This is a genomic window from Novosphingobium tardum (assembly GCF_042652045.1).
Lineage (GTDB): Bacteria > Pseudomonadota > Alphaproteobacteria > Sphingomonadales > Sphingomonadaceae > Novosphingobium > Novosphingobium tardum.
On sequence record NZ_JBHSDR010000006.1, the window covers coordinates 732,877 to 747,205 of the forward strand.

At 66.4% G+C, this 14,329-nt stretch carries 11 protein-coding genes and 1 tRNA gene; 7 read left to right on the forward strand and 5 right to left on the reverse strand.

The window, feature by feature from the left end:
• Nucleotides 1-54 precede the first annotated feature (54 nt).
• The gene (locus tag ACFO0A_RS11490) at nucleotides 55-2,415 is read left to right on the forward strand and encodes an ATP-dependent helicase (protein ID WP_379539143.1); all 2,361 of its coding nucleotides are present in this window, start codon (nucleotides 55-57) and stop codon (nucleotides 2,413-2,415) included.
• A 29-nt stretch (nucleotides 2,416-2,444) separates the two neighbouring features.
• Here ACFO0A_RS11490 and ACFO0A_RS11495 read toward each other — a convergent pair whose 3' ends face one another.
• Both ACFO0A_RS11495 and ACFO0A_RS11500 read right to left on the reverse strand, forming a co-directional pair.
• Entirely contained in the window at nucleotides 2,445-3,893 is a 1,449-nt protein-coding gene (locus ACFO0A_RS11495; RefSeq protein WP_379539144.1) for a DEAD/DEAH box helicase, read from the reverse strand.
• 185 nt (nucleotides 3,894-4,078) lie between these two features.
• Entirely contained in the window at nucleotides 4,079-4,714 is a 636-nt protein-coding gene (locus ACFO0A_RS11500; RefSeq protein WP_379539145.1) for a hypothetical protein, read from the reverse strand.
• Between the two features lie 170 nt (nucleotides 4,715-4,884).
• Here ACFO0A_RS11500 and ACFO0A_RS11505 point away from each other — a divergent pair, with 170 nt between their 5' ends.
• Both ACFO0A_RS11505 and ACFO0A_RS11510 read left to right on the forward strand, forming a co-directional pair.
• Entirely contained in the window at nucleotides 4,885-6,306 is a 1,422-nt protein-coding gene (locus tag ACFO0A_RS11505; protein ID WP_379539146.1) for an FAD-binding oxidoreductase, read from the forward strand.
• A gap of 124 nt (nucleotides 6,307-6,430) precedes the next feature.
• Nucleotides 6,431-7,231, forward strand: coding sequence for a SapC family protein (locus tag ACFO0A_RS11510; protein WP_379539147.1), 801 nt, complete (start codon nucleotides 6,431-6,433; stop codon nucleotides 7,229-7,231).
• Between the two features lie 202 nt (nucleotides 7,232-7,433).
• Here the strand turns inward: ACFO0A_RS11510 and ACFO0A_RS11515 are convergent, their stop codons facing one another.
• Nucleotides 7,434-8,402 (reverse strand): N-formylglutamate amidohydrolase, encoded by a 969-nt coding sequence (locus tag ACFO0A_RS11515; RefSeq protein WP_379539148.1) that lies wholly within the window; start codon nucleotides 8,400-8,402, stop codon nucleotides 7,434-7,436.
• A gap of 153 nt (nucleotides 8,403-8,555) precedes the next feature.
• On the opposite strand from ACFO0A_RS11515, the gene cpdR reads away from it, so the two are divergent.
• A complete protein-coding gene (cpdR, locus tag ACFO0A_RS11520; protein ID WP_379539149.1) occupies nucleotides 8,556-8,936 on the forward strand; it encodes a cell cycle two-component system response regulator CpdR in 381 nt (126 codons plus the stop codon).
• Between the two features lie 101 nt (nucleotides 8,937-9,037).
• Nucleotides 9,038-9,112 (forward strand) — tRNA-Val (locus tag ACFO0A_RS11525).
• A 64-nt stretch (nucleotides 9,113-9,176) separates the two neighbouring features.
• Here ACFO0A_RS11525 and ACFO0A_RS11530 read toward each other — a convergent pair.
• Nucleotides 9,177-9,944 carry a crotonase/enoyl-CoA hydratase family protein gene (locus ACFO0A_RS11530; protein WP_379539150.1) on the reverse strand — a complete coding sequence of 256 codons (768 nt, stop codon included), beginning with the start codon at nucleotides 9,942-9,944 and terminating at the stop codon, nucleotides 9,177-9,179.
• Between the two features lie 188 nt (nucleotides 9,945-10,132).
• Here ACFO0A_RS11530 and ACFO0A_RS11535 point away from each other — a divergent pair, with 188 nt between their 5' ends.
• Nucleotides 10,133-11,353 carry an NADP-dependent isocitrate dehydrogenase gene (locus tag ACFO0A_RS11535; RefSeq protein WP_379539151.1) on the forward strand — a complete coding sequence of 407 codons (1,221 nt, stop codon included), beginning with the start codon at nucleotides 10,133-10,135 and terminating at the stop codon, nucleotides 11,351-11,353.
• Between the two features lie 70 nt (nucleotides 11,354-11,423).
• On the forward strand, nucleotides 11,424-13,082 hold the full coding sequence (locus ACFO0A_RS11540; protein ID WP_379539152.1) for a GNAT family N-acetyltransferase: 1,659 nt from the start codon (nucleotides 11,424-11,426) through the stop codon (nucleotides 13,080-13,082).
• Here ACFO0A_RS11540 and ACFO0A_RS11545 read toward each other — a convergent pair.
• On the reverse strand, nucleotides 13,079-14,308 hold the full coding sequence (locus ACFO0A_RS11545) for an FAD-dependent oxidoreductase (RefSeq protein ID WP_379539153.1): 1,230 nt from the start codon (nucleotides 14,306-14,308) through the stop codon (nucleotides 13,079-13,081). The two genes, ACFO0A_RS11540 and ACFO0A_RS11545, sit on opposite strands and share 4 nt — an antisense overlap.
• Nucleotides 14,309-14,329 lie beyond the last annotated feature (21 nt).

The window sequence follows — 14,329 nt, forward strand, 5'->3', positions numbered from 1 at the left end:
TTAAGCATATCGTCCGGGCACATTACGCTTCCCATCCGCCTTGGTTCCGGCCGTATGGCCCCGGCCGCCTTGCGCGAAGCGTCGGCGTTCCCTAGTTGTTCACACGTGTCCATTCCCGTCCCCGATAGCTCTCCGCGCGACGCAGCGCCCCCCGTGGCATGGCTCGACGGGCTGAATCCCCCGCAGCGCGAGGCCGTGCTGACGACCGAGGGACCGGTGCTGATGCTGGCCGGCGCGGGGACGGGGAAGACCGCCGCATTGACCGCGCGGCTTGCTCACCTGGTATGGTCGCGCAAGGCGTGGCCGAGCGAAATTCTCTGCGTGACCTTCACCAACAAGGCCGCGCGCGAGATGCGTCACCGGGTGAGCGATCTGATCGGCAGCGCGGTCGAAGGCATGCCCTGGCTGGGCACTTTCCACGCTGTTTCGGCGCGCATGTTGCGCCGTCATGCCGAACTCGTCGGCTTGCAGGCGAACTTCACGATCATCGATACCGACGATCAGCTTCGCCTGCTCAAGCAACTGATCGTGGCCAACGAACTCGACGAGAAGCGCTGGCCTGCCCGCCAGCTCGCCGGGCTGATCGACCGCTGGAAGAACCGCGGCCTCAACCCCGCCGATCTCGACGCGGTCGAGAACGAAGCTTACGCCGACGGCAAGGGACAGAAGTTTTACGCGCTCTACCAGGCGCGACTAAAGGCGCTCAACGCCTGCGATTTCGGCGACCTGACGCTGCACATGCTGAACATCTTCCGCACGCACCGCGACGTGCTTGCTCAGTACCAGCAGCGCTTCAAGTATATCATGGTGGACGAGTACCAGGACACCAACGCGGTCCAGTATCTGTGGCTGCGGCTGCTGGCGCAGGAGCGCAAGAACCTGTGCGTGGTGGGTGACGACGACCAGTCGATCTATTCATGGCGCGGTGCCGAAGTCGCCAATATCCTGCGCTTCGAAAAGGATTTTCCCGGCGCCGCCGTCATTCGCCTAGAACAGAACTATCGCTCCACGCCCGATATTCTCGCCGCCGCATCGGGCCTCATCGGCGGCAACAGCGAACGGCTGGGCAAGACGTTGTGGACCGAAGCGAACGACGGCGAGAAGGTTCGTGTCATCGGCGTCTGGGATGGACCCGAAGAGGCGCGCCGCGTGGGCGAGGAGGCCGAAGCCAAGATGGCCGACGGCGTCTCGCTCAATCACCTTGCCATCCTCGTGCGCGCGCAGTTCCAGACCCGCGCCTTCGAAGACCGCTTTATCGCTATCGGCCTGCCCTACCGGATCGTCGGCGGCTTCCGTTTCTACGAGCGGGCCGAGATCCGCGATGCCCTCGCCTACCTGCGGGTGGTCGCCCAGCCTTCCGACGACCTCGCGTTCGAGCGCATATACAATGCGCCCAAGCGGGGACTCGGCGACAAGACGCTGGAGAAGCTTCATCGCCATGCCCGCGCCCGCGGCATCCCGCTCGCCGCTGCGGCACTCGAGCTTTGCGACAGCGACGAGCTGCCCGCCCGCGCGCGGGGTACGCTGCTCGGCCTGATGCGCGGCTTTGCCCGCTGGCGCGACCTTGCGGCAACGGTCGTCCCGGCGGAACTTGTCCGCACCATCCTCGAGGAATCGGGCTACACCGCGGCGCGTCAGGCCGAGCGCAGCGTGGAAGCCGGGGGACGGCTCGAGAACCTGTCCGAACTCGCCCGGGCGATGGAAGAGTACGAGACGCTCGGCGATTTCCTCGAGCATGTCAGCCTCGTGATGGACAACGATGCCGACGCCGAGACCGACAAGATCACGATCATGACGATCCATGCCGCCAAGGGGCTGGAGTTCGCGCACATATTCCTACCCGGCTGGGAGGAAGGGGTCTTCCCGTCCCAGCGCGCGCTCGACGAAGGGGGGCTGGCCGCGCTCGAGGAAGAGCGCCGGCTGGCATATGTCGCGATCACCCGCGCGCGGCGCACCTGCACCATCCTCTATGCCGCGAACCGCCAGATCTATGGCCAGTGGACGAGCTCGATACCCTCGCGGTTCATTGCCGAGCTGCCGCCCGCGCACGTGACGCAGGAGACCACGATGACCGGCGGCGCCTCACTATGGCGGGCCAACTGGTCCGAGCAGGGCGATCCCTTTGCCCATCTGGCGCGCGAACAACCGAGCCGGACGATGACGCGCGGCCCCGGCTGGCAACGGGCGTTGAGCGCGGGCTTCGACCCCGCCCCACGCCGGATTGCCGAGCCCGGGCGGAGCGCGGCCAGCTTTGCCGCGAAGCCGCGAGCGGACCTGGCGATCGGCGCCCGCGTGTTCCACGACAAGTTCGGCTACGGCACGATCGCGGCGCAGGAAGGCAATAAGCTGGAGATCGATTTCGAGGCGAGCGGCCGCAAGCGGGTGATCGACAGCTTCGTCAAGCCGGCAGACTGAACGACCGGCAGGCGCGCCGCCGGAACAGGTCAGCTTGCGAGCGTACCCCGAAGAAAGTCGGGCACCGGGCCGTTCCAGCCGCCGTCGTCATCGCCTTCCGGCGCACTGCGCGGCGCGGGCGCCGGTGTCGGGCGCGGGGCTTCGCTGCGTACGCGGCGGGCCGGACGCGCTTCCGAACGCTCCCTCGCTGCCGGCTCCTCGCCGTGGCTCGGCTGCGGAGACTGATCTTCCTGGGCCGCAGCTTCGCGGCGCGATGATGAATTGCGACCACCGCGCGTGCGGCGCTGCTCGGGGCGACGCTCGGCACGGGCCGGTTCCTCACGTTGCTCGCCCTCAGCCGCGTCGGCGAGTTCAGGAGCGGCTGCGCCCAGGGTGAATTCGGGGATCACCAGCTTGGTCAGCTTCTCGACGTTGTCGATCGCCTCGCCGTCCTCGGGCGTGACGAAGGTGAAGGCACGACCCGTTCTGCCCGCCCGGCCGGTCCGCCCGATGCGGTGGACATAATCGTCGGGATGCCAGGGCGTGTCGTAATTGAAGACGTGGCTCACGTCCTTCACGTCAAGGCCGCGGGCGGCAACGTCGGACGCGACGAGGATGTTGATCGCCCGGTCCTTGAACCGCTGGAGTTCGGCGTTCCGGGACGACTGGTCCATGTCGCCATGAATCTCGCCCGCGGAAAAGCCGTCGCGCTTCAGGCTCTTTGCCAGTTCGCGAACCGTGGTCTTGCGGTTGCAGAAGATGATCGCGGTGGATACCTCCTCCTGCCGGATCAGGTCCACCAGCGCCTGGCGCTTGCCGCGCGAGGAAACGCGCACCTTGAACTGCGCGATATTGAGGTTCGAGCTCGCCGGGCGGCTGACCTCGATATACTTGGGATTGGACAGGAAGCGGTCGGCCAGCTTCTTGATCGGTGGCGGCATCGTGGCCGAAAACAGCAGCGTCTGCCGATTGGCGGGAAGCTTCGTGCAGATATTCTCGATATCCGGGATGAAGCCCATGTCGAGCATGCGATCCGCCTCGTCGATGACGAGGAGGTTGCAGCCGTTCAGCAGTATCTTGCCGCGCTCGAACAGGTCCATGAGCCGGCCCGGCGTCGCGATCAGCACGTCGACCCCGCGCTCGAGCGCCTTGACCTGATCGCCCATCTGCACGCCGCCGATCAGGAGCGCCATCGAGAGCTTGTGGTTGGCGCCGTATTTCTCGAAATTCTCGGCAACCTGGGCCGCAAGCTCGCGCGTCGGCTCGAGGATCAAGGATCTGGGCATCCGGGCGCGGGCCCGGCCGTGCGCCAGGATATCGATCATCGGCAGCACGAAGCTGGCGGTCTTGCCCGTGCCGGTCTGCGCGATCCCGATGATGTCCTTCATCATCAGGACGGGCGGAATCGCCTGCGCCTGGATCGGCGTCGGCGTGTCGTAACCCGCGTCGGTGACCGACTTCAGCAATTCATCCGAGAGGCCGAGGTCGGCAAAATTCATGGGCAAGTCCGAAGCAGTGGCACAAGGCCAGTAGGGCAAAAGGGCAATAAACCGCAGGTTCTTGCCGCATTCAGCACCGCCGTCGAAGCGGCGAATGCGCGATCCGATCCACCGGGACGGACACAGTGCGCCGCTAAGCGCAGCGGCGCGCGAAAGTCAAGAAATCCGTGGCCTTCGAGGGAGGCCTACTCGTCCTTCGCGACGAGCTGGCGAAGCCGGCTGAGCGAGCAGCTCGCTCCCGCCCGCGACTGGAGCATGTCGCGATCGACGCACAAGTTGCCGTCCTCGCTGCGCTCCATGTAGAAACCCGAATAGAAATCGCGGGCGCTGCAGGCCTTTTCAAGCTGTGCGCTGATCAGGCGCTGGTCCCGCATGAACAGCAGAAGGCGATCGTCCGAAGCGATCTGCACCCCTGCGATGCCGGCGACAGCCACGCACCTGCCGACCTTGCGTTCGCGATATTGGTCGTCGATCGAAAAAGCCGGGGGATCGGGGAGCCTGCGCATACGTGTCGGGGCGACCGGAGCGACGCGGATGACCAGGCGCTGCTCGATCCGCACCTGGTTTTGGGCCGGGGCGCTGAATCCGTCGACGATCGACCTCCACACATCGCTACCTGCGGGGTCGACCGCGAACAGACCGGGCACCGGCTGCGTCAGCGACCACTCCCATTCCGCCCCGTCCGGCGCATCTTCGGATGTCGCTCGCGCGGGCCACACCTGCTCGATTGCAGTCGCTTCGCCTGCCCACCACGGGACTGCCGGCGCCGGCGCCGCCGCCGCGGCGGCAAGGGGCATCAGGAAAACGGTGAGCGAAGGCATGGCGGCGAGGACGGATTCCTTTGCGCGGCGAGAGCGCTCCGCTGGCACGGCCCGATTGAACATCGGCTTAACTCGATGGATGGCGCGACTGCCGCGTTACGTCAAACCTGGCGTGCGGTTAGCCCACAGGGCGATTGCGGGCCGGTGCCCGAACCCATACGGTCGCGGCGATGATGGCTACCAATGATTTCCTCGATCAGGCGGAGGCGATTCTCGGGCCGCGAGGCCTGACGCAGGATCCCGATCTCGTCGAGCCGTGGCTGACCGACTGGCGCGGGCGTTTCCACGGCGCGGCACTAGCGCTGGCGCAGCCGGCGACGACCGCCGAGTTGTCGGCGCTCGTCGCGCTCTGCGCGCAAACCCGCGTTCCGCTCGTTCCACAGGGCGGCAACAGCGGCATGTCCGGCGGGGCCACTCCCGATGAAACCGGCAAGTCGCTGCTGGTTTCGCTGCGCAGGATGAACGCTATTCGCGCGCTCGATCGCGATGCCATGCAGATCACCGCCGAAGCCGGCGTCATCCTCGAGAATCTGCATCATATCGCGGAACTCCAGGGCCTGCGCTTCCCCCTGTCGCTGGGCGGCAAGGGTTCGGCAACGATCGGCGGCCTGATCTCGACCAATGCCGGCGGGACACAGGTCATCCGCCACGGTTCGATGCGGGCGCTGGTCCTGGGGCTGGAGGCCGTGCTGGCCGACGGGCAGATCCTCGACGCGCTCGTCCCGCTGAAAAAGGACAATCGCGGCTTCGATCTGAAGCAGTTGCTGATCGGATCGGAAGGCACGCTCGGGATCGTGACCGCGGCGACCCTTCGGCTGGTTCCCGCGGTCGCCGACCGCGCGGTCATCTGGGCCGGCGTGCCCTCGATCGCCGCCGCACGGGGACTGCTGCTCCACTGTCAGGCTGCCGAGGGCGATGCGCTCGAAGGGTTCGAGGTCATGCCGCAGCACTGCCTCGACAACGTCGTCGCATTCCTGCCCGACGCCCGTCCGCCGCTCGCCGGCCAGAACGCCTGGCATGCGTTGATCGAACTCACCGCTTCGGACAGCGACGCCGATTCGCTTCGCGACCGCGCCGAGGCGATGATCGCGGACGCTTTCGAGAAGGGATTGCTGGCCGACGCAGTCTTCGCGAGCAGCGAAACGCAGGCCGAGAAATTCTGGCAACTGCGCGAGATTGTCGCCCCGGCCGAGCGGGCGATCGGGCCCGCCGTGCAGCACGACGTCAGCGTTCCGGTGGCCGACATGCCGGCCTTTGTCGAAGCCGCGGTGCCGGCCATCGAGGCGCGGTTCCCCGGCACCCGCGCGGTCGCATTCGGTCACCTGGGCGACGGCAACATTCACTTTCACGTCCTCGCCCCGCCAGGCGTGGATGGCCCGACGTGGCAACAGGGTGAAGGCAAGGCGATCAGCCGCGAGGTTCACGACATCGTGGTCCAATGGCGGGGCTCGATCTCGGCCGAGCACGGGATCGGCCAGTTGAAGCGCGACGAGCTGGCCCGCCTCGGCGATCCCGTCGCGCTCGAGCTCATGCGCAGGGTAAAGGATGCGCTGGACCCGCACGGCCTGCTGAACCCCGGCAAGCTGATCTGACCGGCACGCTTGCGCCGAAGCGGGGAAGACCTTAAAGAGCGCGGCTTCCCGGACTGGCGCCGGCGTGTCGCAAGACCTCGCAGCAAAGTGGGGAAACCACCTTTTTCCGCTCGGAGACCGAAGTATGGCCAGTGCGCCGCAATCCGCCAACCTGCCCCTGTTCTACAAGGACCTGATGCCGCTCAACAGCCGCGACCACGCGACCTGGCGCGCGCGCGGACTGGACAAGGCTCCCTGGCTGGCCGAGCAGCACGCGGTGCCGCTGACGGTCGAGGAATTTCCGCAAGCCCAGCGTTTCTACCCGATCATCTTCGCCTCGGGCGAGAACCCCGTGCCGCTGGCGCTGATGGGCCTCAACGACGGTGTCAACGTCTTCGTTGATGCCGAGGGCAAGCCCGAGGCGCCGATCTACCTGCCCGCCTACGTCCGTCGCTATCCGTTCCTGCTGGCCAAGCTTTCGCCCGACAGCGAAGAGCTTTCGCTGTGCTTCGATCCGACCTGTGACATCGTGGGCGATTTCAGCGACGGTGAGCCGCTGTTCGTCGACGGCCAGCCCAGCGAGGCGACCAAGAACGCGCTGTCGTTCTGCGAGAGCTTCGAGCAGGCCGGACAGCGCACCGGCGCCTTCGTCGAGGAACTGCAGAAGCACGATCTCCTGATGGAAGGCGAAGTCGCGATCCAGCAGCCTGGGATCGACCAGCCTTTCGTCTATCGGGGCTTCCAGATGGTCAATCAGGACAAGCTGCGCGAAGTGCGCGGCGACGTGCTGCGCACCTGGAACCAGAATGGCTTGCTGCCGCTCATCCACGCCCACCTGTTCTCGCTCGAGCTGCTTCGAGACATTTTCGCCAAGCAGGTCGCGCTCGGCAAGGGGCCGGAAGGCGCCACGATTCCCGGCACCACTAACGCGCCGGTAAACGCCTGATCCAATCACATACCGTTGATTTGACGGCAGAATGATCGACCCCCTTGTCAGCAGGCAAGGGGGCTCCTATCTTCGACGGGTCTGACCGGATTCCCCTCATGATCCGGTTGGGCGAGTGTACTTCGGTGCACTCCCTCCCTGAACCTTGGCCACCTCGTGCTTGTCACGAGGTGGTTTTTTTATGGGCGCGGTCCGCCCGGCCCTATTCGGCCGCGATCGCCCAGCCGCGGCGGTCAGCACCACCCAGCGCGGCAACCTCACCGGCCAGCCGGCGTACAAGCTCGGTCAGCACCGCGGCTGTAGCGGCAAAGCCCTCGCCCGGTTCGGCCATGCGGTGATCGAGGTAGCTTGCCCGATCGACTTCGAGCTGAAGACAATGAATGCCCGCGCGCGGCGCGGCGTGCCGTTCAAGCACATAGCCGCCGGCATAGGGGCGATTATGCGCGGCATGGTGACCTTCCTCGGCGAGGAAGGCGAAACCGGTCGCCACCAGCAAGCCGTCGCATGCCGCGCCAAACCGGTCGCCGATCACGAATTGCGCGGGCTTGTCGCCCGACGCGCGCGGCGGCAGCGACGGCATCGAGTGCAGGTCGATGAGCAGCGCCGCACCCCAGCGACGGCGCAGGTCCGCCAGCGCTCCCCCAAGCGCGGCGTGATAGGGCGCATGGATCGCCGAAACGCGCTGCGCCATTTCGCCTTCGCGCATCCGCCCGCGCCACAATTCCCCGATGCCGGGGAGGCGGCGGGGAACCAGGCCCAGCCCGCTCCGTGCACGGCGGCCGTTGCCCGGATCCGCTGAGGATGAGCCCGGCGGTATGGGCCCCGCGACCATGTCCCAATCTATGTCGTCCGGCGCGCGATTGAGGTCGAGCATCGCACGCGGGGCATGCGCCACCAGCAGGCTCGCCCCCGTCTCGGCCGCGATATGGCGCCCCAGCAGGTCGGCGTAGCGATCTTCCAGCCGGATCGCCGCGGCGCCGGGCTGACGGAGGCGTGCAACGAGCGGCGCGGGATAAGCGCGGCCGGCATGCGGGACGGCAATGAGGACGGGGACCGGCGAGGCTTCGGACTGGGTCAGGGTGAATGCGGGATGCCCATCCAGACCGGGGATCTCGCCAACGGCGGGCGCGCCGCGCACCGGCTCAACTTCGGGTGGATCTTCGCGCGCCATTGCCCTTGAGCGTGGCGTCATTGCTGTTCCGTGTCAAAGCCGGTCGCGGCAGGACAGCAGAATTTTAACTTCGGCCGTGATAGCAAGCTGGTCTGCCACGACGAACCGCGGATTCGCGCCCGCAATAAAGTTTACGAAGGACCCGGCCGCCTGATGATTCGCATTCTTCTTGCCGAAGACGAAGACGCCATGCGGGCCTATCTGGCGCGGGCGCTGGAAAACGCGGGCTACGACGTCGTGGCGGTGGATCGCGGGACCGCAGCCCTGCCGCATCTCCAGTCGTCGCACTTCGACCTGCTGCTGTCCGACATCGTGATGCCCGAGATGGACGGGATCGAGCTCGCCCAGCGCTGCGCCGAGGTAAGTCCGGCGACGAAGATCATGTTCATCACGGGCTTTGCCGCGGTGACGCTGAAGGCCAACCGCGAGGCGCCGCAGGCCAAGGTCCTGTCGAAGCCGTTCCACCTGCGCGACCTCGTGCTCGAGGTAGAGCGGATCTTCGGCGAGCAGCCGATGACCGGCCAGCTTCAATGAGGGTTCGGCAAGCCTCGGGAAACCGGCTTGCCAGCCAGGCAAGGCGCGGCTAAGGGACGGCCCCGGCCCGGCCTTCGGACTGGCCGGACATGCGAACGCGTGGGCGTATAGCTCAGTGGTAGAGCACTATGTTGACATCGTAGGGGTCGCAAGTTCAATCCTTGCTACGCCCACCATTCGCACAAAAAAGGCCCCGGTTTTCCGGGGCCTTTTTCGTTTGCGACAATGCGCCGGGTGCGTTCAGGCACCGGTCCAGTTCGGCTTGCGCTTCTCGGCGAAGGCCAGCGCGCCTTCGCGGGCGTCGGCGCTTGAAAAGACGTTCGCGATGTAGCCCTGCTGCTTGTCCCACATCTCCTCGTCGGACCACGTCCCGCTGTCGCGGATCACGCCCTTCGAGGCGATGACCGCCAGCGGGCCGTTGTCGGCGATCCGCCGCGCCAGGGCCTTTGCCCCCTCGATTGCAGGACCGTCGGTGAGGTCGTTGATGAACCCAAGCGCATAGGCGCGCTCGGCATCGATGAAGTCGCCGGTCAGCGCGAGTTCCATCGCGATCCGCGACGGAATCTGGCGCGGGAGACGAATGAGGCCGCCGGCGCCGGCCGCCAGGCCGCGCTTCGCTTCGGGAATGCCGAACTTGGCGCCGCGGTTGGCGACGATGAGATCGCAGGCCATGGCCAGCTCCATCCCGCCCGCCAGGGCATAGCCGTCCACCGCCGCGATAAGCGGCTTCTTAGGGCTCCACTGGGTGATGCCGCCGAAGCCGCGCCCCTCGACCGTCGGACGCTCGCCGCGGAGGAAGCCCTTGAGGTCCATGCCCGAACAGAACGTGCCCCCCGCACCGGTCAGGATCGCGACGCGCAATTCGGATTCGGACTCAAGCCGGTCCATCGCCGCCGCGATGCCCTGCGCCGCCGCCTGGTTCATCGCGTTCTTCGCTTCGGGGCGGTTGATCGTCACGATCAGCACGCCATCCTCGACCCGGGTCTGAACTTCCTCGCTGTCGCTCACTGCTTCGTCCTCTCGATTGGATTGCCACGGCTTTTAACCGCTCGCTTAAATCCTTGCCGAGCCGTCCGCCGGCTGTCCAGCGCGAATCGTTCCGGCCCGCTTCCGGCGCGAACTTGCACCACGCCGCCCCTCTGCTAAGAGGCGGGCGACCCCCCCTTCCCCACACTCCCCAGGGACGAAGCACGAGCATGGCCAAGATCAAGGTGAAGAACCCCGTCGTCGAACTCGACGGCGACGAAATGACGCGGATCATCTGGGAGTGGATCCGCGAACGCCTGATCCTTCCCTACCTCGACATCGACCTCAAGTATTTCGACCTTTCGGTCGAGAAGCGCGACGAGACCAGCGACCGGATAACGGTCGACGCGGCGAACGCGATCAAGGAATTCGGCGTCGGCGTGAAGTGCGCGACGATCACCCCGGACGAGGCCCGGGTCGAGGAATTCCACCTCAAGAAGATGTGGAAGAGCCCGAACGGCACCATCCGCAACATCCTGGGCGGCGTGGTCTTCCGCGAACCCATCGTGATCCAGAACGTGCCGCGGCTCGTGCCGGGCTGGACCGACCCGATCGTCGTCGGCCGCCACGCGTTCGGCGACCAGTACAAGGCCACCGATTACCTCGTCCCCGGCCCGGGCAAGCTCAGCCTGGTGTTCAAGGGCGAGGACGGCACCGTGATCGACGAGGAAGTGTTCCAGTTCCCCTCGCCGGGCGTCGCAATGGCGATGTACAACCTCGACGATTCGATCCGCGACTTTGCCCGCGCGTCGATGAATTACGGCCTCGACCGCGGCTGGCCGGTGTACCTTTCGACCAAGAACACGATCCTCAAGGCCTATGACGGCCGGTTCAAGGACCTTTTCGAGGAAGTGTTCCAGGCCGAGTTTGCGGACAAGTTCAAGGCCAAGGGCATCACATACGAGCACCGCCTGATCGACGACATGGTCGCCTCGGCGCTCAAGTGGTCGGGCAAGTTCGTCTGGGCGTGCAAGAACTACGACGGCGACGTCCAGTCGGATACCGTCGCGCAAGGGTTCGGCAGCCTCGGCCTGATGACCTCGGTGCTGATGACGCCCGACGGCAAGACGGTCGAAGCCGAAGCCGCGCACGGCACCGTGACGCGCCACTACCGCCAGCACCAGCAGGGCAAGGCGACGTCGACCAATCCGATCGCCTCGATCTTCGCCTGGACCCGCGGCCTCATCTATCGCGGCCGGTTCGACAATACGCCCGACGTGGTCAAGTTTGCCGAAACGCTTGAGCGGGTCTGCATCGAGACGGTCGAGAAGGGCGCCATGACGAAGGATCTGGCGATCCTGATTGGTCCCGACCAGCCCTGGATGACCACCGAGAAGTTCTTCGAAGCGATCGTTCAGAACCTCGAAGCGGAGATGGGCAGCTGGCAGTAAGCCACCGCCTTATGGGTGCGGTGTTCAAGGCGGCTGCCAACGCCGCCTCGCCGCTACCCGGCAGCCGTTGATGGCTCGCGCCGCTACTCCCGCTCCTCCTTCCGCGAAGCGCCGGACCAAGGCCTCCGAACGGGTCGGCGCGGCAAGGCTCGAGGTGCGTAATGCGACCGCAGGCGACGTCAGCGGCATCGCCGCGCTCGTTCGCCGCGCGTACGACGATCTGCCCGCCTATACGTTCGGTGAAATCCGCGGCCAGCTGAACAACTTTCCCGAAGGCTGCTTCGTCGCCATTCTCGACGGCAAGGTCGTGGGTTACTGCGCCTCGATGCAGATCGCGGGTTCGGTCGCGCTCGCGCCGCACACCTGGGACGTCATCACCGGCAACGGTTTCGGCAGCCGCCACGATCCCACCGGCGACTGGCTCTACGGCTACGAGATGTGCGTCGACCCGAAGGTTCGCGGCGCGCGCATCGGCCGCCGGCTCTACGAGGAGCGCCGCGCCCTTGCCGAAGAGCGCGAGCTGACCGGGATCGTTTTCGGTGGGCGGATGCCCGGCCTCACCCGGGCGCGCCGGAAGGTTTCAGGCCCCCAAGACTATCTCGACCAGGTGGTCGCAGGAAAGCTCCACGACCCGGTTCTCCGCTTCCAGCTCGCCAACGGGTTCGAGCCCATCGGCGTCCTTTCCAATTACTTGCCCGAAGATCGTCAATCCAAGGGCAACGCCGTCCACATGGTCTGGCGCAATCCCTACGTCGATCGCGACGAGCCGATAAAGATGCGGGTTCCGCGCGGGGTCGAAAGCGTGCGGGTGGCGACCTGCCAGCTCCAGGCGCGGGCGGTCGCCGACTACGACGAGTTCATGCGCAACATCGAGTATTTCGTCGACGTGGCGAGCGACTACGAGGCGGACTTCATCGTCTTTCCCGAACTGTTCACGCTCATGCTCCTGTCGTTCGAGCCGAGCGAACTCTCGCCGGTCGAGGCGATCGAGACACTCAGCCGCTACACCCCGCGCATCCGCCAGGCACTGTCCGACATGGCGATGCGCTACAACATCAACATCATCGGCGGTTCGCACCCGACACGGATGGACGACGGCGACATCCACAACGTGGCCCATGTCTGCCTGCGCGACGGCTCGATCCACGAGCAGGAGAAGATCCACCCCACGCCTAACGAGCGCTATTGGTGGAACATCAAGGGCGGCGATTCGATCGACGTGATCCCCACCGACTGTGGGCCGATCGGGGTGCTGATCTGCTACGACAGCGAGTTTCCCGAACTTGCCCGCCGCCTGGTCGACGAAGGCGCGCGGATCATCTTCACTCCGTTCTGCACCGACAGCCGCCAGGGCTATCTGCGGGTCCGCTATTGCTGCCAGGCCCGCGCGATCGAGAACCAGTGCTTCGTGGTGATGAGCGGAAATGTCGGCAACCTGCCCAACGTCGGCAACATGGATATCCAGTACGCGCAGAGCTGCATCCTGACCCCATGCGACTTTCCTTTCGCGCGCGACGGCATCGCCGCCGAAGCGAGCGAGAACGTCGAGACGCTGACGATCAGCGACATCAACCTTGCCGACCTGACCTGGGCACGGGCCGAGGGAACCGTCCGTAATCTCGCAGACCGGCGCTTCGACCTCTACCGGATCGAATGGGAGAACCATCCCGATACCCGCGCCAAGGCCACCGCGCGGCCCAGCGGACCGCCGACCGCCGGCGGTGGCTAGACCGCCGGGCGGGACGCGGCAGGCGCGGTCAGCCGTTCGCGCCCGACCCCAAGGCCGATAAGGCGGCCCGGAACGCGCCGCAGCAGCGGGATGCGGTTCAGCGCCTTCACGAACAAGGGTGCGCCGGTGATCTGGGTGCCGTCCAGGACCTTGCCGATGACGCGATCCTGCATGGTGCGCTGAGCCGCCTGGACGATCCGCACCGGCCATTCGCGCTTGTACTGGACGCGGTCGAGCAGGCCGTCGACGTTTTGCCCCGCGGCCAGAGGACCGGCCAGGAGGTTCGCCGCCGCGACCGCGTCCTGAATTGCGAGGTTGATCCCCACCCCTCCGATCGGGCTCATCGCATGGGCCGCGTCGCCGATGGCAAGCAGTCCGGGCCGGGCCCAGCGGGTCAGGCGGTCCAGCGTTACCTCGAGCACACTGACGTCGGCGGCGCCCTGCGGCCCGCCCTCGGCTGGGAAGGCGATGTCCGGAAACGCCAAGGCGACCTGTTCGCGCAGCCACTGCACGCCTCTGGTCAGCACCGTCTCGGCACCGCCCTTGGGCACGAGGAACGCGGTCTGCCAGTAGGTCCGGCGGTCGATCATGACGACCATGCGCCCGGTTGCGATCGAACCGCGCAACGCGTCGCCCGGATTGCCGGCTCGGGGCATCCGGAACCACAGCACGTCCATCGGCGCACCGAACGATCGTACCGGCAGCAGCGCCTGGCTGCGGACGAGCGATCCGCGCCCGTCGGCGGCGATCACCAGCCGGCGCGCCCTGAGTTCGCGGCCGTCCACCAACCGGACGCCAGTCACCCGCCCGCCGTCCCGCAGGATTTGCGCCACTCCCGCTTCCATCTCGAGGCGAAAGGCAGGGAAGGACGCGGCTTCATCGCGCAGGAAGTCGAGGAAGTCCCATTGCGGCATCATCGCAATGAACTGCGCCCGCGCGGGAATGTGCGACAGGTCGCCCACCGTGTAGTCCTCGCCCGCGATCGCGATCTCCGCGCGGTCGAGCCGATCGTGCGGACGCGCCAGGAAGCGGTCGAGCATTCCGAGCTGATCGAGGAACTCCATCGTCGACGGGTGCACGGTGTCGCCCCGGAAATCGCGGAAGAAGTCGACGTGTTTCTCGAGGACGGTGGTCGCGACGCCGGCCCGTGCGAACAACAGGCCCGCCAGCATTCCCGCAGGACCGCCGCCGATGATCAGCACTTCAGGGCCGTTAATCGCGTCCATGCAGTGACAAATGCGCCGCCA